Source organism: Aromatoleum petrolei (assembly GCF_017894385.1).
Lineage (GTDB): Bacteria > Pseudomonadota > Gammaproteobacteria > Burkholderiales > Rhodocyclaceae > Aromatoleum > Aromatoleum petrolei.
Genome location: NZ_CP059560.1, coordinates 3,178,749 through 3,201,375 on the forward strand (window position 1 = coordinate 3,178,749; position 22,627 = coordinate 3,201,375).

At 66.7% G+C, this 22,627-nt stretch carries 10 protein-coding genes; 4 read left to right on the plus strand and 6 right to left on the minus strand.

All coding sequences use genetic code 11. The features are described from left to right. Positions 1–23 precede the first annotated feature (23 nt). Entirely contained in the window at positions 24–4,841 is a 4,818-nt protein-coding gene (locus ToN1_RS14505) for an NAD-glutamate dehydrogenase (RefSeq protein WP_169207639.1), read from the plus strand. Between the two features lie 63 nt (positions 4,842–4,904). Here ToN1_RS14505 and ToN1_RS14510 read toward each other — a convergent pair whose 3' ends face one another. Then, complete coding sequence (locus ToN1_RS14510; RefSeq protein ID WP_210147821.1) at positions 4,905–11,963, minus strand: retention module-containing protein; 7,059 nt, start codon at positions 11,961–11,963, stop codon at positions 4,905–4,907. A gap of 274 nt (positions 11,964–12,237) precedes the next feature. Between ToN1_RS14510 and ToN1_RS14515 the strand changes: the two genes are divergently transcribed. Then, complete coding sequence (locus ToN1_RS14515) at positions 12,238–14,145, plus strand: peptidase U32 family protein (protein ID WP_169208879.1); 1,908 nt, start codon at positions 12,238–12,240, stop codon at positions 14,143–14,145. Positions 14,146–14,155: 10 nt separating this feature from the next. Here the strand turns inward: ToN1_RS14515 and ToN1_RS14520 are convergent, their stop codons facing one another. Together ToN1_RS14520 and ToN1_RS14525 are read right to left on the minus strand one after the other, a co-directional pair. Then, a complete protein-coding gene (locus ToN1_RS14520) occupies positions 14,156–15,319 on the minus strand; it encodes a glycoside hydrolase family 2 TIM barrel-domain containing protein (RefSeq protein WP_169208882.1) in 1,164 nt (387 codons plus the stop codon). A gap of 70 nt (positions 15,320–15,389) precedes the next feature. Further along, positions 15,390–17,306, minus strand: a complete 1,917-nt coding sequence (locus ToN1_RS14525; RefSeq protein WP_169208880.1) for a potassium transporter Kup — start codon at positions 17,304–17,306, stop codon at positions 15,390–15,392. Between the two features lie 182 nt (positions 17,307–17,488). Between ToN1_RS14525 and ToN1_RS14530 the strand changes: the two genes are divergently transcribed. Further along, positions 17,489–18,322 (plus strand): helical backbone metal receptor, encoded by an 834-nt coding sequence (locus ToN1_RS14530; RefSeq protein WP_169208881.1) that lies wholly within the window; start codon positions 17,489–17,491, stop codon positions 18,320–18,322. Positions 18,323–18,393: 71 nt separating this feature from the next. On the opposite strand, the gene ToN1_RS14535 is transcribed toward ToN1_RS14530, so the two are convergent. The 3 genes from ToN1_RS14535 to ToN1_RS14545 all read right to left on the minus strand — a co-directional run bounded on the left by ToN1_RS14535 (position 18,394) and on the right by ToN1_RS14545 (position 21,857). Then, the gene (locus ToN1_RS14535; protein WP_169208883.1) at positions 18,394–18,879 is read right to left on the minus strand and encodes a putative toxin-antitoxin system toxin component, PIN family; all 486 of its coding nucleotides are present in this window, start codon (positions 18,877–18,879) and stop codon (positions 18,394–18,396) included. A gap of 105 nt (positions 18,880–18,984) precedes the next feature. Then, the gene (locus ToN1_RS14540) at positions 18,985–20,808 is read right to left on the minus strand and encodes a PHA/PHB synthase family protein (RefSeq protein ID WP_169207917.1); all 1,824 of its coding nucleotides are present in this window, start codon (positions 20,806–20,808) and stop codon (positions 18,985–18,987) included. Positions 20,809–20,828: 20 nt separating this feature from the next. Next, on the minus strand, positions 20,829–21,857 hold the full coding sequence (locus ToN1_RS14545) for an MBL fold metallo-hydrolase (RefSeq protein WP_169207918.1): 1,029 nt from the start codon (positions 21,855–21,857) through the stop codon (positions 20,829–20,831). A 136-nt stretch (positions 21,858–21,993) separates the two neighbouring features. Here ToN1_RS14545 and ToN1_RS14550 point away from each other — a divergent pair, with 136 nt between their 5' ends. Next, on the plus strand, positions 21,994–22,431 hold the full coding sequence (locus tag ToN1_RS14550) for a MerR family transcriptional regulator (protein ID WP_169207919.1): 438 nt from the start codon (positions 21,994–21,996) through the stop codon (positions 22,429–22,431). Positions 22,432–22,627: the final 196 nt, after the last annotated feature.

A 22,627-nucleotide genomic window follows, 5' to 3' on the forward strand; every position in this document is an offset into this window, starting at 1 on the left:
CCCCCGTCACGCGGGAGACAGCGATGCAGACACGCCACGCAGAAAGCGGTGCCGCAAGTTTCGAAGCGATCCTCGAGCAGATCCAACTCAAGCTCCCCTCGGACCAGGCGACACTTGTCGGCGACTTCGCGCGCTGCTGGTTCGGCCAGGTCGCCCCCGAGGACATCGCCGACTACACCGTCGATGACCTCTACGGTGCGGTGCTCAGCCACTGGCACTTCGCGCGCAAGCACCGCGGCGGCACTCGTCTGCGGGTGTATAACCCGAAGCTCGAGGAGCACGGCTGGGAATCGACCCACTCGGTGATCGAGATCGTCAACGACGACATGCCCTTCCTCGTCGACTCGATCGCAATGGAGGTCAATCGCCAGGGGCTCACGCTGCACCTGATCGTCCACCCCGTGATGCGCATCGTGCGCGACGTCGAGGGTGTCTATCAGGGCGTCGCCGACGACGCGGGTGCGGGGCGCTACGAATCCATCATCCACGTCGAGGTCGACCGGCGCACCGATGCGGGCGACCTCGAAGCGCTGCGTGCGGGCCTCGAGCGCGTGCTCGCCGACGTCCGCGTGGCGGTGGCCGACTGGCCCGCGATGCAGCAGCGCGTCGCCGACATCAGCGCCGAGATCGAGCACAATCCGCCGCCGGTTCCGGCGGAGGAAATCGAGGAGAGCGTCGCCTTCCTGCGGTGGCTGATGGACGACAACCTCGTGCTGCTGGGCTGCCGCGACTACGAGCTGGCTGCGGCCGACGGCGGCACACCGGAACTGTCGATCGTCGCCGGGTCGGGGCTCGGCCTGCTGCGCGAGATGGAGGGCGATAAGCGCTCGCGGTCGTTCGGCGCGCTGCCTGCGGAGCTAAAGACGACGCTGCCCAATCTGCCGGTGCTGCTCACCGTCACCAAGTCGAACACGCGCTCGACCGTGCATCGCGTCGGTTACATCGACCGCTTCAGCATCAAGCGCTTCGACGCGGACGGCCATGTGTGCGGAGAGCGCCGCGTGATCGGCCTTCTGGCGTCCACCGCCTACAGCGCCAGCCCCAAGCTCATCCCCTTCCTGCGCCGCAAGGTCGATGCGGTGATCGCGCGCGCCGGCCTGATGCCCAAGAGCCACGCGGCGAAGGCGCTGCTCACGATCCTCGAGCGTTACCCGCGCGACGAGTTGTTCCAGATCGACCCCGAAGAGCTCTACCACCAGGCGATGGGCATCCTGCACCTGGGCGAGCGCCAGCGCACGCGCCTCTTCGTGCGCTGCGACCCCTTCGCGCGCTTCGTCGCGTGTCTCATCTACGTGCCGCGCGAGCACTACAACACCGACCAGCGCCTGCGCATGCAGGCGGTGCTGATGGAAGCCTTCAACGGCGCGAGCTCGGACTTCGACGTGCAGTTCTTCGAGTCGGCGCTCGCGCGCGTGCTGATCATCGTGCGCACGCGCGATTCGGTGATCCCGCCCTTCGAGGTGCACGAGCTCGAGCAGCGCATCGTGCGCGCCACGCGGCGCTGGGAGGACGAGTTGCAGCGCGTGCTGCTCGAGCACTGCGGCGAGGAGCGCGGCATGGCCCTGCTGCGTCGTTACGGCAGCGCCTTCCCGGCCGGCTATCGCGAGGAGTATTCGCCGCGCATGGCGGTGTTCGACATCGAGCAGATGGAGTCGGTGGCCGCAGACGGGCTGGCGATGAGCCTCTACATTCCGCTGGAGGCGCCTGCGGGACGGCTCAATTTCAAGATCTACCGCGCGGGCGCGCCGGTGCCGTTGTCGCAGAGCCTGCCGATGCTCGAGCGCATGGGCGTGAAGGTCATCGACGAGCGGCCTTCGGAGATTGCGCGCCAGGATGGCGAATGGGTCTGGATCCACGACTTCGGCCTCGCGTATGCGGGGGCCGAGGAGCTGGACATCGACACGCTGCGCCCGCTCTTCCACGATGCCTTCCTGCGTGCCTGGCGCGGCGAGACCGAAAGCGACGACTTCAGCCGCCTGACCCTGCTCGCGGGGCTCACCTGGCGCGAGATCAGCGTGCTGCGCGCCTATGCGAAACACATGAAGCAGGCTGCTTTCACGTTCAGTCAGGCCTACATGCAGCAGACGCTCGCCGCCCATCCGCGGCTCGCGCGTCAGCTGATCGAGCTCTTTGCGCTGCGCCTGGACCCGGCCCGCAGCGAGGAGCGTGTCCGCCACGAGGCGACGGTGCTGGCCGGCATCGACGACGCCCTCAACGACGTTGCCAACCTCGACGAGGATCGCATCCTGCGCCAGTTCCTCGCAATGGTGCGCGCGACGTTGCGCACGAATTACTACCAGCGGGGCGCGGACGGCACGTTCAAGCCCTACCTTTCGTTCAAGTTCGACCCGAAGCGCATCCCCAACCTGCCGCAGCCGATGCCGATGTACGAGATCTTCGTCTACGCGCCGCGCTTCGAGGGTGTGCATTTGCGCGGCGGCAAGGTCGCGCGCGGCGGGCTGCGCTGGTCGGACCGCATGGAGGATTACCGCACCGAGGTGCTGGGCCTGGTGAAGGCGCAGATCGTCAAGAACGCCGTGATCGTGCCGGTCGGCTCCAAGGGCGGCTTCGTGGTCAAGAATCCGCCCCCCGCGGGGGATCGTGAAGCCGTCCTCGCCGAAGGCATCGCGTGTTACCGCCTGTACCTGCACGGCCTGCTCGATCTGACCGACAACCTCGTTCAGGGGCGCGTCGTGCCGCCGCCCCACGTGGTGCGCCACGACGGCGACGATCCCTATCTCGTCGTCGCCGCCGACAAGGGCACGGCAAGCTTCTCCGACTACGCGAACGCTGTCGCGGCCGAGTACGGTTTCTGGCTCGGCGACGCCTTCGCGTCCGGCGGTTCGGCCGGCTACGACCACAAGAAGATGGCGATCACCGCGCGCGGCGCTTGGGAATCGGTGAAGCGCCACTTCCGCGAGCTCGGCATCGACACGCAGGAGCAGCCCTTCACCGCAGTCGGTGTCGGCGACATGTCGGGCGACGTGTTCGGCAACGGCATGCTGCGCTCGCGCAAGACGCGCCTGGTCGCGGCCTTCGATCACCGGCACGTTTTCATCGACCCCGATCCCGACCCGGAAGCCTCCTTCGTCGAGCGCGAACGCCTCTTCGCGCTGCCGCGCTCCTCCTGGAACGACTACGACCGCACGAAGATCTCAGCCGGCGGCGGCGTGTGGCCGCGCAGCGCCAAGTCGATCGCGCTGTCGCCGCAGATGCAGGCGGTGCTGGGCGTCGAGGCCGAGTCGCTGACGCCGTCCGAACTGATCCGCGCGATCCTGCGCGCGCCGGTCGATCTGCTCTACAACGGCGGTATCGGCACCTACGTCAAGGCGACGAACGAGACCGACGCCTCGGTCGGCGACCGCGCCAACGACGCGGTGCGCGTGAACGGTGCCGAGCTGCGCTGCCGCGTGATTGGCGAGGGCGGCAACCTCGGCATGACCCAGCTCGGGCGCATCGAGTACGCGCTGAAGGGGGGCAAGCTGTACACCGACGCGATCGACAACTCCGGTGGCGTGGACTGCTCCGACCACGAGGTCAACATCAAGATCCTGCTCAACAGCGTGATCGCCGAGGGCGAACTCACGGGCAAGCAGCGCGACGCCCTGCTCGCCGAGATGACCGACGAGGTCGCGGCGCTGGTGCTGCGGGACAACTACGCGCAGACGCAGGTGCTGTCGGTGACGCGCGCGCGCGGCGTGGCGCTGCTGGACGAGCAGGCCGAGTTCATCCGCCGCCTGAGTTTTGCCGGGCGACTCAACCGCAAGCTCGAGTTCCTGCCGCTCGACGACGAGATCGCCGAACGCGCTGCCGCACGCACCGGCCTCGTCACGCCCGAACTCGCGGTGCTGCTCGCGTACAGCAAGATCGAGCTCTACGACGAGGTGCTCGCGTCCGACGTGCCGGAAGACCCCTACATCGGCAGCGCGCTGTCGCGCTACTTCCCGGCACCGCTGCGCGAACGCTTCGCCGCGCACATCGCTAAGCATCCGCTGCGCCGCGAGATCATCTCGACGCATGTCATCAACAGCATGATCAACCGTGTCGGCCCCACCTTCGTGAGTCGCCTGCAGGGCGAAGTGGGCGCGACGCCCGCGGAGATCGTGCGCGCCTACATGGCCACGCGCGAGATCTTCGGCCTGGTGCCGATCTGGCGCGCGATCGAGGAACTCGACAATCGCGTCGACGACGCCGTCCAGACGGCGATGATCACCGACTGTGGCCGCCTCGTGCAGCGCGGCACGACCTGGTTCCTGCGCCACCGCGAATGGCTCGCCGACCTCCAGGCCACGCTGGCCCGCTTCGGCCCCGGCGTGAAAGCGCTGTCCGAGCACCTGTACCGCCTCGTGTCGGACGACTACCGCGCGCAGCTCGACGTCGTGACCGCGCGCTATGTCGAGCGGGGGGCGCCCGGAGAGCTCGCGCTGCGCATCGCCCTGCTCGACGAGCTGTACTCGGCGCTCGACCTCGTCGAGATCGTCGCCGATACCGGCCGCCCCGAGGGAACGGTGGCCGCCGTGTATTTCACCCTCGGCGGGCACCTCGACTTGTACTGGCTCGGCGCGCAAATCGCCGCGCTGCCGGCAGACACGCGCTGGCAGAATCTCGCACGCGGCGCATTGCGCGTGGACCTGTCGACCCTCGCCCGCAGCCTGGCGGCGGAGATTCTGAAGGCCTCCCCCGACCTGGGCCAACCCGACGACCTCATTGCCGCGTGGGAAGAGCGCCGCATGCCGCAGATCGAGCGCTACCGCCACCTGCTTGCCGACGTGAAAATGGCGCAGGCGATCGAGATGTCGATGCTGTCGGTGCTGCTGAGGGAGCTGCGCGGGATGGTGTGAGCGAGGAGTACGGACGAAAAAAAGCCCGGCGGCCGTGAGGCCGCCGGGCGAATCGTCAGGGCGTCAGTCGGTGATGAGTTTGCCCTTGTTCATGAGGTCGATGATGATCGCCTGGTCCGTGGTCAGCGTGCCGCCGTTGGTCAGATCGACGTTTTCGAGCACGATGACCTGATCAACTGGTGCTCCGGTGCCGCCGGAGTGCACCTCGATCGTGGTTGCCTTGGTGCCGGCGTTGTAACTGAAGTGCAGGTAGTCGGTCAGCGGATCGGTGGCGTTCGCCCCTCCTTCCAGCAGATCCTTCAGATCAAGGCGGTCGCCACCGACAATGACGTCCGCGGTGTTGAAGTCCTTGATCGTGTCCGTCGGCACGCTCGCGGAGTTGGCGTCGGCAAGGGCCCACTTGAAGGTGTCGGCGCCAATTCCGCCGGTAAGGATGTCGTTACCTGCGCCGCCAGAGATGGTGTCGTTCCCGTCCCCGCCGATTATCCGGTCATTGCCGCCAAGCCCGGACAACTGATCGCCGCCCTTGCCACCATAGAGGATGTTGTCGGCCGCATTGCCGGTAAGAGTGTCGTCGTAATCCGAACCGAGAATGTGCGGCGCGTCGGTTGATGCACTTGCAGTGACACCCGTCGCCGCGGCAGTGTAGTTCTGCGTTGTCAGATGGTTCGGAACCAGATTGACATCGAGGGTGGCCGTCACCTTGTCACCATCCGCGTCGATCACCTCGAGCGGCAGGCCGAAGTTGATCGGTAGCCCCTGAGTAAGGTGGGTGGTGCCGAAGTCGCCGATCTTGAAATCCTCGCCGCTGAAGTGCTGGTACTCGATGCTGCTGTAGCCGTCGGCCGTGTAGGTCGCGATCTGCGTGTCAGACACTACACCGGCAACCTTCACTTCGTACTTGGTTCCGACACCCGGGTCGAGATCGACGAACGTCACTGTGAATTGGTTTCCGCCGATCATGAACAGAGTTGCTGTCGTACCGATCGCCTGAGCCGAAATGATTTGGGTTTTTCCGTTGTAGGTGATGCCGATCGCAATCACCGAGTCTTGTGCTCCGTCTCCGACCACGTTATCGGTATCGAAGTCGTCAAAGGCCTTGATCAACACTTCGCTCTTCTTGGCGCCTCCAGAAATCTCGGTGAAGAGTGCAGACGTACCATTTGCCGTGTAGTGGCCGTCGAACGCGTGACTCGTGTTGATCGACGTGTAGGGTTTGAGGTTCTTCGGATCGCCCGAGAGGTCGGTGACGAAGTCGATTCGAATTGCTTCGCCGGCGCCGACACTGTTCCCATCACCGACCCCACCCGCAATCGCACTTGTGTTGACCGTTCCGGTGCTCACGTAGGTCCCGCTGGCGTTCTTCACCATCGGCGTGATGAGCAGATCGAGGCTGTTGTCGTTGGCGTCGGTATTGAACCCGGCCCATCCCGAGTTCCCGCCTGTAAACTTGTATCCAGCGGTGTTGAAGTCGATCGACGTCGCCCCACCATCAACAGTCCCGTACATCTGCACTTGGTACTGGCCGTTCGTCGGGTCGAGGGTTACGGTGAATACCGTCCCGGCTGCGGTTGATGCAGTCAGGACTTGGCCGTTTGCCGAGATCGCATAGGTGATCGGCAGGCCGCCGGACGTCAGCGTGGTGCTACCGGCGAGGCTCGACGCGAATTGAATCGTGCCGCCGTCTGTTCCGTAGTTGTTGAGGATATTGGTGTCGAGGTCGAGTGCGCCTGCGAAAGTGGATGCTGCGGTGTTCAGCATCACGGTCGTCGAGGGGACGAAGGCAATCGGACCGTCATCCAGAACGGTAACCGTGAAGGTCTTCGACGCAGGCGTCCCGTCTCCATCCACGACATTCGCCGTGATCGTCAGCTGGATCGCGTCGTTCGGGTTCGACGCGTCCGGGTGCGCCATCGCCTTCAGTTGGGTGAAGGTGTAGGTGCCGTCGCCATTCACTGCAACCGTCCAGCTGCCGTCATTGGCGGTCAGAGTTTTCTCGGCTGAGGACCAGGATGCGCCCGTGGCGGCCAGTTCCAGCGTGCCAGCACCGTCTCCGCTGTAGTTGACGGTGAGTGTTCCGATAACGCTGTCCAGTCCGCCGGTTTCATCGACCGTCTGGTTCGATGTCGTGAGCGAAGGTGTGTAGTTGATGTCGGTCGTTACGGACCCGGCCGCAGTAATTGCTTCGAACGAGCCCTGAGATCCGCTGACGGTCTGGGTTGCCGTCGCGGTAACCGGGCCGACGGATGGCGTCGTTCCATCATTCGGAGCTGTCGTTGTGATGGACCCGGTTGTGCCCGAGGTGATCTGGAATGACAGACCGTTGGACAGCGTGACGAGGACCGGAGCGTCGCCGGGGCGCACTTCGTGGTTCAGCGTTGCCTCATAGGTAATCGTCCCCCCAGGCGTAACGGTTGCGCTACCGGTCAGGGTTAGCGTTGTCGGGTCGCTGTCATCGACGACGGTGTTGGAGACGGTGCCGGCGGTGGTGACGGCCTCGAAGTTGCCGCCGGTGGGGGTGCCGTCGATGGTGACCGGGGCGAGGGTCTGGGTGCCCTGGACATAGGCCTCGTCGGCGCGTACGGCGACCGGCTCGGAATTCGCGGAGGTCTCGCCGACCGGGATGGTGATGACGACGCCGTTGGAGAGCGTGACCACGAGCGGGGCGACGGTGACCGGATTGCTGGCGGTGACGGTGTAGATGATGCTGCCGCCCTCGGTGATGGCCTCGCCGTTGGTGGCCGAGCTCAGCGTGACGGTGGTCGGGTCGCTGTCATCGACGACGGTGTTGGAGACGGTGCCGGCGGTGGTGACGGCCTCGAAGTTGCCGCCGGTGGGGGTGCCGTCGATGGTGACCGGGGCGAGGGTCTGGGTGCCCTGGACATAGGCCTCGTCGGCGCGTACGGCGACCGGCTCGGAATTCGCGGAGGTCTCGCCGACCGGGATGGTGATGACGACGCCGTTGGAGAGCGTGACCACGAGCGGGGCGACGGTGACCGGATTGCTGGCGGTGACGGTGTAGATGATGCTGCCGCCCTCGGTGATGGCCTCGCCGTTGGTGGCCGAGCTCAGCGTGACGGTGGTCGGGTCGCTGTCATCGACGACGGTGTTGGAGACGGTGCCGGCGGTGGTGACGGCCTCGAAGTTGCCGCCGGTGGGGGTGCCGTCGATGGTGACCGGGGCGAGGGTCTGGGTGCCCTGGACATAGGCCTCGTCGGCGCGTACGGCGACCGGATCGGAGCTGGCGGAGGTCTCGCCGACCGGGATGGTGATGACGACGCCGTTGGAGAGCGTGACCACGAGCGGGGCGACGGTGACCGGATTGCTGGCGGTGACGGTGTAGATGATGCTGCCGCCCTCGGTGATGGCCTCGCCGTTGGTGGCCGAGCTCAGCGTGACGGTGGTCGGGTCGCTGTCATCGACGACGGTGTTGGAGACGGTGCCGGCGGTGGTGACGGCCTCGAAGTTGCCGCCGGTGGGGGTGCCGCTGATGGTGACGTCGGCCAGAGACTCGCTGCCTTGCACATAGGCTTCGTCGGCACGTACGGCGACCGGATCGGAGCTGGCGGAGGTCTCGCCGACCGGGATGGTGATGACGACGCCGTTGGAGAGCGTGACCACGAGCGGGGCGACGGTGACCGGATTGCTGGCGGTGACGGTGTAGACGATGCTGCCGCCCTCGGTGATGGCCTCGCCGTTGGTGGCCGAGCTCAGCGTGACGGTGGTCGGGTCGCTGTCATCGACGACGGTGTTGGAGACGGTGCCGGCGGTGGTGACGGCCTCGAAGTTGCCGCCGGTGGGGGTGCCGCTGATGGTGACGTCGGCCAGAGACTCGCTGCCTTGCACATAGGCCTCGTCGGCGCGCACGGCGACCGGATCGGAGCTGGCGGAGGTCTCGCCGACCGGGATGGTGATGACGACGCCGTTGGAGAGCGTGACCACGAGCGGGGCGACGGTGACCGGATTGCTGGCGGTGACGGTGTAGATGATGCTGCCGCCCTCGGTGATGGCCTCGCCGTTGGTGGCCGAGCTCAGCGTGACGGTGGTCGGGTCGCTGTCATCGACGACGGTGTTGGAGACGGTGCCGGCGGTGGTGACGGCCTCGAAGTTGCCGCCGGTGGGGGTGCCGCTGATGGTGACGTCGGCCAGAGACTCGCTGCCTTGCACATAGGCTTCGTCGGCACGTACGGCGACCGGATCGGAGCTGGCGGAGGTCTCGCCGACCGGGATGGTGATGACGACGCCGTTGGAGAGCGTGACCACGAGCGGGGCGACGGTGACCGGATTGCTGGCGGTGACGGTGTAGACGATGCTGCCGCCCTCGGTGATGGCCTCGCCGTTGGTGGCCGAGCTCAGCGTGACGGTGGTCGGGTCGCTGTCATCGACGACGGTGTTGGAGACGGTGCCGGCGGTGGTGACGGCCTCGAAGTTGCCGCCGGTGGGGGTGCCGCTGATGGTGACGTCGGCCAGAGACTCGCTGCCTTGCACATAGGCTTCGTCGGCACGTACGGCGACCGGCTCGGAGCTGGCGGAGGTCTCGCCGACCGGGATGGTGATGACGACGCCGTTGGAGAGCGTGACCACGAGCGGGGCGACGGTGACCGGATTGCTGGCGGTGACGGTGTAGACGATGCTGCCGCCCTCGGTGATGGCCTCGCCGTTGGTGGCCGAGCTCAGCGTGACGGTGGTCGGGTCGCTGTCATCGACGACGGTGTTGGAGACGGTGCCGGCGGTGGTGACGGCCTCGAAGTTGCCGCCGGTGGGGGTGCCGCTGATGGTGACGTCGGCCAGAGACTCGCTGCCTTGCACATAGGCCTCGTCGGCGCGCACGGCGACCGGATCGGAGCTGGCGGAGGTCTCGCCGACCGGGATGGTGATGACGACGCCGTTGGAGAGCGTGACCACGAGCGGGGCGACGGTGACCGGATTGCTGGCGGTGACGGTGTAGACGATGCTGCCGCCCTCGGTGATGGCCTCGCCGTTGGTGGCCGAGCTCAGCGTGACGGTGGTCGGGTCGCTGTCATCGACGACGGTGTTGGAGACGGTGCCGGCGGTGGTGACGGCCTCGAAGTTGCCGCCGGTGGGGGTGCCGTCGATGGTGACCGGGGCGAGGGTCTGGGTGCCCTGGACATAGGCCTCGTCGGCGCGTACGGCGACCGGCTCGGAATTCGCGGAGGTCTCGCCGACCGGGATGGTGATGACGACGCCGTTGGAGAGCGTGACCACGAGCGGGGCGACGGTGACCGGATTGCTGGCGGTGACGGTGTAGATGATGCTGCCGCCCTCGGTGATGGCCTCGCCGTTGGTGGCCGAGCTCAGCGTGACGGTGGTCGGGTCGCTGTCATCGACGACGGTGTTGGAGACGGTGCCGGCGGTGGTGACGGCCTCGAAGTTGCCGCCGGTGGGGGTGCCGCTGATGGTGACGTCGGCCAGAGACTCGCTGCCTTGCACATAGGCCTCGTCGGCGCGCACGGCGACCGGATCGGAGCTGGCGGAGGTCTCGCCGACCGGGATGGTGATGACGACGCCGTTGGAGAGCGTGACCACGAGCGGGGCGACGGTGACCGGATTGCTGGCGGTGACGGTGTAGATGATGCTGCTGCCCTCGGTGATGGCCTCGCCGTTGGTGGCCGAGCTCAGCGTGACGGTGGTCGGGTCGCTGTCATCGACGACGGTGTTGGAGACGGTGCCGGCGGTGGTGACGGCCTCGAAGTTGCCGCCGGTGGGGGTGCCGCTGATGGTGACGTCGGCCAGAGACTCGCTGCCTTGCACATAGGCTTCGTCGGCACGTACGGCGACCGGATCGGAGCTGGCGGAGGTCTCGCCGACCGGGATGGTGATGACGACGCCGTTGGAGAGCGTGACCACGAGCGGGGCGACGGTGACCGGATTGCTGGCGGTGACGGTGTAGACGATGCTGCCGCCCTCGGTGATGGCCTCGCCGTTGGTGGCCGAGCTCAGCGTGACGGTGGTGGTGTCGATGCTGTCAACCAACTGCACCGTACCTACCGTTGGGACACCAAGTGCCTCGAAGTCCGAGCCACCCGAAAGGGTGACATTGGTCGCGACGAGCGGGTCGATAGGCGCTTCCTTGTAGACATCCTCGAACAGGGATTCAGGAATGGATACATCGATCGAGCCGCTGGTGCCCTCGGTGATGATGATCGACTGCGTATTGCCAGCGAGGTCGGTGAAGGTGATCGTCACCGGATCGTCGCCCGGACGCACGGCGGCGTTGAGCGTGACGACGTACGTGAGGGTGGCGCCGTCCTCGGTGAGCGACGGAGCTGCCTCGAGCTTTACGGCGAGCGACGAGTTGGTCTCGTCGATGGTGTCGTTCACCACCACGGTGGCCGGACCGGTCGGCGTGACCGTGCCAAAGCCGCTGCCGCTGGTGTCGACAACCGACACGGGGAATGTTTCGCCGTCGATATAGGGGTCGTCACCCTGAATCGGGAACGGAGTGGAGGTTCCTGTGGTGGAGCCGACCGGGATGACGATGATCGCGCCGTTGCTCAGCGTGATCACCAAGTCGTTGCCGGTGACCGGGCTGCTGACGGTCGCGGTGATCGTCGCCGTGCCCGAGCCTTCGAACACCGTGACGTCGCCGAGGGTGACCGTCGCGCCCGCTGCGGGCGCTTGCGGCTCTTCGGCAATCGGTGCCGGCTCTTCAGGCTGGAGGAGTGCCGTCGTTTCCTGTGCGTACTGGAAGTCGAGCGGGCTGACCCCTTCGGAAATCCGCAGCAGGCGCACGAAGTTGTTGCCTTCGCCACCGCCGCCGCCGGCCAGACCGGCCGCAGGGGCTTCGAGATCGTCGAGGTTCCCGCCCTGTTCAAGCGCCTGGATCACCTGGTCGACGGTATCCTGCGAGACTTGGGCGTCCTCGCGGCCCGGTCGGCTCGTCGCCGAGACCTCGGCGGTGAGCGTCACGACCTGATCCGCGGCGACTGTCATCGGGGCCCCGTCGGCCATCGCCAGTTCGACTTGGCCTCCAGCCATCGTGATGACCACTTCGCCTTCCTGCAGCGTGTCACCCGCCTTGAGCGGACGCAGGTTGCCTTTTACGTCGCGCGCGAACGCCCTGCCGGTGACCGCCACGACTACTGCAATCGCTTGTGCCATTTTTCCTGCTCCTCTGATCGTCTGGCGAAGCCGCCGAGCGGCAGCTGCGCGGGAATTCTTTTACACTCGGTAACAGAATAGGGCCGCCGAGGTCCGGACGGTATTGGCCGGAGGTACAGGGGGCTGGCCGTTCGTGTGAAGGAATTCACGACTTGTAACGATCTGTTGCGAGCTCGCGGGACGTGCGATCGGTGACGGTGCGAGGGGAAAAAGTCCTATCATTCCGGGGCCCCCGCACCAGGCGGTACGCTCCTTCCATTTGCCCGGTTTCCCGATGTCGCACGCCTTCGCCCTCGAACTCCTCGCTCCCGCCCGCAATCTCGAAGCCGGCGTTGCCGCCGTCGAGCATGGAGCCGACGCCGTGTATATCGGCGGGCCGTCCTTCGGCGCGCGCGCCTCGGCCGGCAACAGCATGTCGGACATCGCCGCGCTCGCCGCACATGCGCACCGCTATTCGGCGCGCGTGCTGCTGGCGCTCAACACGATCCTGCGCGATGACGAGCTGGATGAGGCGCGCAGGGTGGTCGTCCAGGCGTACGAGGCCGGCGTGGACGCGCTGATCGTGCAGGACATGGGCTTGCTGGAGCTGGATCTGCCGCCGATCCAGCTGCACGCGAGCACGCAGTGCGACATCCGCACACCCGCGAAGGCGCGCTTCCTGCAGGACGTGGGGTTCTCGCAGATCGTGCTGGCGCGCGAACTCGACCTGCGGCAGATCCGTGCGATCGCCGACGCCACGGACCGCGAGCGTTGCGCGCTGGAGTTCTTCATCCACGGTGCGCTGTGCGTCAGCTATTCGGGCCAGTGCACGATCAGCCATGCCTTCACCGGGCGCAGCGCGAACCGCGGCGAGTGCGCGCAGATGTGCCGCCTGCCGTGGTCGCTGAAGGACGCCGACGGCTCGCCGGTGGCCGAGCGCCGGCACCTGCTCTCGCTCAGGGACAATGACCAGACGGCGAACCTGGAGGCGCTGATCGACGCGGGCATCCGTTCGTTCAAGATCGAGGGCCGGCTGAAGGACTTGGCCTACGTAAAGAACGTGACCGCGCATTACCGCCAGCAGCTCGACGGCATCCTAGAGACCCGGCCGGAATTCGCGCGCAGTTCGGCGGGCCGCTCGACCTTCACCTTCACGCCGCGGCCGGACAAGACCTTCAATCGCGGCAGCACGGACTATTTCGTCAATGGCCGGCACGGCGACATCGAGTCCTTCGAGTCACCCAAGTTCGTCGGCGCCCCGGTCGGTCACGTGCGGGGCGTGAGCGGGCGCTTCGTCACCGTCGATGCCGCCGAGCCGCTCGCCAACGGCGACGGGCTGGCATGGTTCGACGCTGCCGGCGAGCTGCAGGGGGCGCGCGTCAACCGCGTCGATGGCGACCGGATCCAGCTCGTCGACCTGCCGCAGGGACTCGTGACAGGTGCGACCTTGTACCGCAACGTTGATCATGCGTTCGAGAAGCAACTCGGCGGCAAATCGGCCGAGCGTCGCGTGCGGGTCGCGTTGCGCCTGGCCGATGCCGCCGACGGACTGGCGCTGACGATCACCGACGAGACGGGGGTGTCGGCAACGGCCACGCTCGCCTGCGACAAGGTCGAGGCGCGCGACCCGGAGCGCGCCCGGGCGACCTTGCGCGACAGCCTCGGGAAGCTGGGCGGCACGATGTTCGTCGCCGCTGCGGATGAGGTGGCGATCGACACCGCGCAGCCCTGGTTCGTGCCGGTCGGCCAGCTCAACGCGCTGCGCCGCGCCGCAGCCGACGCGCTCGCCGAGGCCCGTGCGGTGGCGTGGCAACGCCCGCCGCGTGCCCTTCCGGTCGATCCGCCGGCACGCTACCCGGACACTTCGCTCAACTACCTCGGCAACGTCTTCAACGTCCGTGCGCGCGAGTTCTACCGCAAGCACGGCGTCGAGCTGATCGCCGACGCGTTCGAGGCGAACCACGAGGATGGGCTCGTGTCGCTGATGATCACGAAACACTGCCTGCGCTACAGCTTCAACCTGTGCCCGAAGCAGGTGAAGGGCATCCGCCCCGATCCGATGACCTTGTGGCAGGAGCGCGCGGACGGCGAACGCGTCGTGCGCGAACCGCTGACGCTGCGCTTCGACTGCAAGGCGTGCGAGATGCACGTGGTCGGCCGGCGCGTCGGCGGCAAGGGCGTCCGCCCGCAGCTCGCGGACTGAAGTTGCGCGCTCAGCGCACGAGGAAGGGCAGGTTCGCGGTCGCTGCCTTGCCCCTGCGGTCGCGAATCGTGATGAAGAGCCGGTAGGCGCCCGGCTGCTGTGGGGCGAGGAAGCGCACGCTCGTCGCGTCGGCGTGCAGTATGCGCACCTCGATGCGCGGCGGCGCGGCTTCCGTGTCGCCGCCCTTGCGCAGGTCGGTCGCCTCGGCGAACACGTTCCACGTGACCCGTAGCGGCGAGCCGTCGAAGGAGGCGACGTCGACGCCCGCGGAAATCTCCGCGCCCGGCGCGAACACGTCGGCCGCGATGCCGATGCCGCGGATCGCCGGCGCCGGTTCGGCGACCGGTTTGCCCCAGGCCTGCGCCAGCGCATCCGTCATTGCGGTGAGGCTGCCGTCGGCGAGCAGCAGACCGTGCCACGTCGCAGTCTGCTCCTGCTTCGTGCCCCACAGGAAGGGAAACACGCCCGCGATCTGCGGCTGATTGCGCAGGAAGGCGAGCGCGTCGCGGAAGAAGGCGGCCTTCTCGCTGCTCGTCGGCTCGACCGGCGCTCCCCACGGTTTCCTGCCGGCCTGCCACTGGCCGAGCGGTCCCAGTTCGCTGACCACGACCGGCTTCGCAATGCCCGCGTCGCGAAGGCGCTGCGGCAGGTCGAACACCGCACCGGCGTAGACGTTGATGCCCAGCAGGTCGACGTTCGGGCAGCAGCCGGCGAGCGTGCGCAACTGCGCCATGCCGGTGTCGGCGACGACCATCAGCGTCGGGTGGGCGGGGTCGAGCGCCCTGACGACGCCAGCGAGCCGGTCCACTTCGCGCCAGGACGGCAAGGGGTCTGTCTCGCCGGTCTCGACCTCGTTGCCGACGCCCCATGCGAGCAGTGCGGGGTGGCCGCGGTGGCGCGTGACGAAGGAGCCAATCGCCTGTTCCTGCGCCTGCACGGCGCCCGGGTCGCGGAGGTCGAAGCCGTGGCGCGGGTGCCCGACCCACAGCCCCATCACCACCTTGAGCCCGAGCGCCTCGGCGGCATCCAGCACCCACGCGTCCGATTCGCGATACACGCGCACGACGCGCGCACCGGCCGCGGCGAGTTTCTCCAGCGCGGCGCGGTCGCCCTCGAAGGCGGCACCTTGCCATGGCTCGCCGACCGCGCTCGCGCCTTGGGTCCATGCGACCATTGCGAGTGCGGCGAGTCGCCGCGTCAGGGTCGCGAGTCGGCGTGACATCGCCTTGACCGATGCCGCGGGTTTACAACTCGACCTGCGTGCCCAGTTCCACCACCCGGTTCGGCGGCAGGTGGAAGTAGTCGGCCGCGCTGCCGGCATTTCGGAACATGACGATGAAGAGGCGCTCGCGCCAGCGCGCCATGCCCGAGCCGACGCGTCGGACGATGGTTTCGCGGCCGAGGAAGAACGAGGTCTCCATGGTCGCGAAGGCGAGTCCGTGCGTGGCGCAGCGCGCGAGTTCGGCGGGGATGTCGGGGTCGTCCATGAAGCCGAAGGTCAGGCGCAGGCGATAGAAGCCGTAGTCGACCTCCTCGAGCTCGATGCGGTCCTTTTCCGGCACGTGGGACACGTCTGCGGTGTGCACCTTCAGCAGCACGATGCGTTCGTGCAGCACCTTGTTGTGCAGGATGTTGTGCAGCAGCGCGCGTGGCACGGTGTCCAGCCACGTGGTCAGGAATACCGCGGTGCCTTCGACGCGAGGCGGCGGGCTGGTGAACATCGACTGGATGAACAGGTCGAGCGGGATCGTGTCCGTGCGGATGCGGTTGTTGAGCATTGCGCGCCCGCGCTTCCAGGTCGTCAGGAAGGTGAAGATCAGCGCCCCGATCAGCAGCGGGAACCAGCCGCCGGCGAGGATCTTCACGGTGGTCGCGGAAAAGAAGGCGAAGTCCACGGCGAGGAACACGACGAGGAAGAGTCCGGCCTTGAGCGGACCCCAGCCCCACAGGGCACGCACGACGACGAAGGCGAGCACCGTGTCGATCATCATCGTCATCGTCACGGCGATGCCGTAGGCCGAGGCCAGCGCGCTCGACGAGCGGAAGCCGACGACCAGCGCGATCACCGCGCCGAGCAGCATCCAGTTGATGCCCGGCACGTAGATCTGGCCCATCTCGCGTGCCGACGTGAAGATCGTGCGCATCCGCGGCGCGTAGCCGAGCTGCATCGCCTGGCGGGTCAGCGAGTAGGCGCCCGAGATCACCGCCTGGCTGGCGATGATGGTCGCCAGCGTCGCCATGCCGACCATGGGGTACACCAGCTCGTCGGGCACCAGCAGGTAGAAGGGGTTGCGCACGTTGTCCGGGTGATCGAGGATCAGCGCGCCCTGGCCGAGGTAGTTCAGGTACAGCGAGGGGAACACAACCGTGAACCACGCGAGCTTGATCGGACGGCGGCCGAAGTGGCCCATGTCCGCGTACAGCGCCTCGCCGCCGGTGATGGCCAGCACCACCGCGCCCAGCCCGAGCCAGCCCAGCAGCGGGTTTTCGGCGAGGAAGCCCAGCGCCCACGCGGGGTTCAGCGCGCCGAGAATTTCCGGGTGCAGGCGGATGCCGGAGATGCCCAGTACCGCGAGCAGGAGGAACCAGCACACCATCACCGGCCCGAAGATCGCCCCCACCTTGTGGGTGCCGTGTCGCTGCATCATGAAAAGGCCGACCAGCACCACGAGGGCGATCGGCAGCACGTAGGGGGCGAAGGCCGGTGTCGCGACCTCGAGGCCTTCGACCGCCGACAGCACCGAGATCGCCGGCGTGATCATGCCGTCACCGTAGAACAGCGCCGCACCGAACACGCCCAGGGAGGACAGTACCCAGGCCTTGCGACCTTCGGGGACGACGCGCAGCGCCAGCGAGGTCAGGGCCATGATGCCGCCTTCGCCGCGGTTGTCGGCGCGCGTGATGAAGACCACGTACTTGGCGGACACCACCAGCATCAGCGCCCAGAACACCAGCGAGAGGATGCCGTACACGTTCGCCGGGGTTACCGGCACGGCATGCGGGCCGTTGAACACTTCCTTCAGCGTGTACAGCGGGCTGGTGCCGATGTCGCCATAGACGACACCGATCGCTGCAACGGCGACCCCGGCCAATCCGGCGTGCTGCTGGGCGTTGGCGACGGGTGCATCGGTCGGGTGTTCCGCACGGTCTGAAGTGTGCACGACAACCCCTGGATGTTCTGTTGGGGGGCAAAGCATACTGCAATGCAACATCCCGAAACAGGGAAAAATGCGTCGCATTCCTCGCGGCAAATCCCTGCTAGGACGTGGGCATCGTCCGCTCCGCCCGTGTTCGCCGCACCTGTCCTACAATTGCGAGCGATTCCCGTTCAGTCACCGTGTCGATGAAAATCTCCCTCTCGGCGGACGCCGCCACGCCCCTGCGCGATGCTCTCGGTACCGAACACCTGCGGGCCTCCGGCGAGGTACGCATTGTGTCGCTCGTGCCCTCGCTGACCGAGCTCGTGTGCGATCTCGGGCTCGCCGATAGCCTCGTCGGGCGCACCGGTTTCTGCGTGCATCCGCGCCCAGTGCTGAAGACCATTCCCAAGGTGGGCGGCACCAAGGACGTGAGGATGGACGCCGTGCGCGCACTCGCGCCGACCCACCTGATCGTCAATATCGACGAGAACCGGCGCGAGACGGTGGAGGAACTGGCCGCCTTCGTGCCTTACGTGATCGTGACCCATCCCTGCGCGCCGGCGGACAATCTCGACCTGTATCGCCTGTTCGGCGGAGTCTTCGATTGCGCGGACCGCGCCGCGCGGCTCGCGGCCGACCTCGGGGCGGCGCTGGCCGAGGCGCAGGCAGTGGCGCAGGGGCTGCCAAGCGAGGACGTCCTGTATCTCATCTGGCGCGAGCCGTGGATGAGCGTTGCGCGCGACACCTACATCTCCGCCACCCTGGCCGCGGTGGGCTGGGACACGCTGCCTGCCGCTGCCGGCCGGCGCTATCCGGAGATCGACTGGCAGGCGCCGTGGATGGCGGGCGTCGCGCGCGTGTTCCTGTCGAGCGAGCCTTATCGCTTCCGCGAGCGGCACCTCGCCGAAGTCGCCGCGCTGTCGGGGCGGCCTGCAGTGATGATCGACGGCGAGATGACGTCCTGGTACGGCAGCCGTGCGGCGGCCGGCTTGCGCTACCTCACGGCGCTTCGGCGCGAGCTCGCAGGCGGCGCGTAACGCACGGAATCCGTCGCTCCGGCGGACAGCGGGCCACCGCAGGGCCGTAGGCGCGTTCGGCTCCTCTCGCCCTACAACACGGCGAACCGCAGCGCATCCTGCAGCGCTTCGGGAGTCAGGATCGCGAACAGCGGACGCACCAGTCGGTGACGGTTGAGTTTGAGCAGCAGCTTGTCGCGGCTGACGAGATGCGTCGCGCCGCTGTCGCGTGCGAGTTCGAGAAATTTCTGGTCGTCCGCGTCGCGGCATGCGGGCAGGGCGTGGGCGTCCGCATCCTCCTCGCGGGGAGGATGCACCGTGCTTCGATCGGCATAGGCGGCGAGGATCGCAGCCTGGCGCTCGGGGGCGATTGCGAACTGACGGTAGGCCAGTACCCTGCGCAGTTCTTCCAGCGTCAGCGGATTGACGAGCAGCCGCGGCGCGCCGCCCTCGATCAGCGCACGAAGGGATGCGAGCCGCGGGTCCTCGAACGCCCACAGCGCCATCACGGTGTTCGTGTCGAGCACGAGGCGCAGGGCGGACGGGGCCGGCGAGGGTGAAAGCGGGGCGGCTGGCATCGCGGAAAGGGAAGGGCGGGCTGGGATGAGGGGGCGCCGGTAAACGACCACGAGGGGGCCGGGCCCCCTCGCGTTCATTGCGGAACGATGCGAATCAGGCGGGAATCAGGCCGCTTCCTTGGCGTCGAGACGGATCTTGACGTAGGAACCCGGGGCGTCTTCCAGCGCCTTCAGCTTGCCCTTGGCCGGATCGCGCACATCGACCTGCTCCGAGTCGTGCGCGGTGACCCACGCCTGCCAGTCGGTCCACCACGAACCCTGCTGGTGCTCGGCGCCCTCGAACCACTTGTCGGCGGTATCGGCCAGCTTTGCGGCCGGGTTCAGCCAGTAGCCGTACTTGTTCGCGACGGGCGGATTGACGATGCCCGCGATGTGGCCGGAGCCGCCCAGGACAAAGCGCACCGGGCCGCCGAAGTTGGTCGCGCCGGTGTAGGTGCTCTTCCACGGAGCGATGTGATCTTCCAGCGTCGAGATGAAGTAGCAGGGAACCTTGATCTTGCCGAGGTCGATGGGCACGCCGTCGATCTCGATACCGCCCGGCTGCACGAGGCGGTTTTCCATGTACATCGCGCGCAGGTAGAAGCTGTGCATCTTCGCCGGCATGCGCGTCGAGTCGGAGTTCCAGTACAGCAGGTCGAAGGGGAAGGGATCCTTGCCCATCAGGTAGTTATTGACGACGAAGGACCAGATCAGGTCGTTGGCGCGCATCATGTTGAAGGTGCCTGCCATCTCGGCGCCTTCGAGGTAGCCGCGCTCGAACATCTTCTTCTCGAGGCTGGACACCTGCTGCTCGTCGATGAACACGCCCAGTTCGCCCGGCTCGGAGAAGTCGGTCATGGTCGTGAAGAACGTCGCTGCGGCGATGCGCTTCTGCTTCTTGCCCGCGAGGTAGGCGAGCGTCGTTGCCAGCAGTGTGCCGCCCAGGCAGTAGCCGCAGGCGTTCACTTCCTTTTCGCCGGTCTGCTTCTCGATCGCGTCGAGGGCGGCGATCACGCCTTCGAGCACATAGGACTCGAAGGTCTTGTCCGCCAGGCGCTCGTCCGGGTTCACCCACGAGATCACGAACACCGTGTGGCCCTGGTCCACGCACCACTTCACGTACGAGTTCTTCTCGCGCAGGTCGAGGATGTAGAACTTGTTGATCCACGGCGGCACGATCAGCAGCGGGCGCTTGTACGCCTTCTGGGTCGTCGGCGTGTACTGGATAAGCTGCATCATGTCCGTCTGGAACACGACCTTGCCCGGCGTGGTGCCGACGTTCTTGCCCAGTTCGAAGGCGCTGGTATCGGTCATGCGCACGCGCAACTGGCCGCCACCGTCTTCCATGTCGCGCAGCAGGTTGTTGAGGCCCTTGATCAGGTTCTGGCCGTTGTTCTTGACCGTCTCGCGGAACACTTCCGGGTTGGTCAGCGCGAAGTTCGACGGCGACAGCGCATCGATGTACTGGCGCGTGTAGAAATTGACCTTCTTCTGCGTCAGCTCGTCGAGGCCGTCCACGCAGCACACGGTGTCATGCACGTGGCGCGCGGCGATCAGGTAGGACTGCTTGATGAAGTCGAACAGGAAGTGCTCTTCCCACTGCTCGTCCTTGAAGCGCTTGTCGGCCTTGTCCGGCTCGGCGATCGGCGCGCCGTGCATGCCCATCACGCGCAGCATCGAGTGCTGCCACAGCGAGAAGTAGTCCCACACCAGGTTCATCTGCGACTGCGCCAGCTTGTACGGGTTGGCCAGCAGCTTGGCCATCATGTCCATGAAGGCCTGCGCGATGCCGAGCTCGTCGCTGGGGGTCGAGACGCCCCGCTTGAGCTGGCGCTGGACGTGTTCGCTGATGAGGTGCGAGGCGCGCTGGGCGACCTCGGCATAGGTTTTCGCGACTTCCTTGGGGTCGGGCAGGTCGGCGAACACGGTCTCGGGTGTTGGTGCGGCCATTTCTTGTCTTGCTCCTGTTTTCAAGCTGTTTTTTCGAATCGGATGATGCCTGTCCGGTCGCCCACCTTGCGCACCTCGCCGCGCGCGACGAGGTAGTTGAGGTGTGCAATCGCCTCTCCCATGGCGAACATGACCTGATGGGTGTCCAACTCACGGGGGAACAGCGTCGATAGCAGTTCCCCTGCGCTGCGGGGGGTCTTGATTTCGTCCAATAGTGCATCGCAGCGTTCACGGTGGTGCACATTGAGTTGTTCGATGCGCGCACGGATACCGCGGAACGGATGCCCGTGTGATGGTAGCACGAGCGTATCGTCGGGCAAGTCCTTGAAGCGGTTTAATGATTCGAGAAACCAGCCGAGCAGGTCGTCTTCCGGCGTGAGGGCGTAAACGCTGATGTTTGTCGAGATGCGCGGTAGCAGCATATCGCCCGAAATGAGCACTCCGAGCGACTCGCAATACAGGCTCGCGTGTTCGGGGGAATGGCCGAAGCCGACGATCACCCGCCAGTCGTGGGCGCCGATGCGCAACACGTCGCCGTCGAAGATGCGCTGGTAGGACTTCGGCAGGGCCGGGACCCCCTTGCGGTACGAATTGCCGCGCTCGCGCAGGGCCCCCTGGCGCCCGGCGTCGAGGCCGTGCGTGGCGAAGTGCGCGACCATCTCCTCCACGGCTGTGCCCGCGATTTCGTTCCAGATCGCGTGGCCGTTGAAGAACTCGCCCTGCGTCATCTGCACCGGCGCGCCGTCGCGCTCGGCGAGCCAGGCGGCGAGGCCTAGGTGGTCGGGATGGCTGTGGGTGACGAGGACGCGCGACAGCGGGCGCCGGTCGCGGTCGAGGATGGCGTTCCAGTTGTCGCGCACCGCGTCGAGGCCGAAGCCGGTGTCGACGACGGCGAGCGCATCGCCGTCGTCCAGCGTCCACAGGTTGATGTGGTTGAGTGCGAAGGGCAGTGGCATGCGCACCCAGCCCACGCCGGGTGCGATCTGCTTCACTTCGCCCGCCCCCGGGGTTTCGTCGAAGGGGTACTGCAGTTCTCCGCTTGTCGTCATCTGACCGTCTCCGTTGGAGGGGGGCAATCGAGCATTGCCCAAACCCCTGAATTCTGATTAACTTTTTCGCCCTGTCCGGGCAGGTGGGCACGCAACGCGCCCGCTCCGGACCGGTTTTACTTCGATCGGTCGGCCAATGGCAAGCGAACAAACCTACACCATCACGGAACTCGCGCGGGAATTCGACGTGACTCCGCGCGCGATCCGCTTCTACGAGGACCAGGGGCTGCTGAAGCCTTCGCGCGTCGGGCGCACCCGGGTTTACTCGAAGTCCGACCGCACCCGCCTCAAGCTCACGCTGCGCGGCAAGCGCCTGGGCCTGTCGCTCGCCGAGATCAAGGAGCTGATCGAGATGCACGGCGGCGTGCGCAACGCGGCCCCCCAACTGCTGCGCTTCCTCGTCGTGCTCGCCGACCGGCGGGCGGCACTCGAACAGCAGCGCGAGGATATCGAGGCGGTGCTGGGCGAGATCGATTCGCTGGAGCAGCAGTGCTCCGAACTGCTCGGCCACGACACGTCCCGTGCGGCCGAGGAGCGCGCCGAAGTCGTTCGCCGCATGCGCGCCGGGGCTTGATTTTTTTGGCGGTTAGTTTACGTTGACGTAAACGTAACAGTAGCAGAAACGGCAGGGCGGGTGAAAGGACGCTTGAGGTTCGGCCGAGCATGAGCTTGGCGCGATGAAGAAAAGCGCCGCCCGCGTGGCGCGGACCCGGCTCGGACTGTGGCAGCATGGCGGGTTGGTGACGGGGCCTGGCTCCGTCGTGCGACGA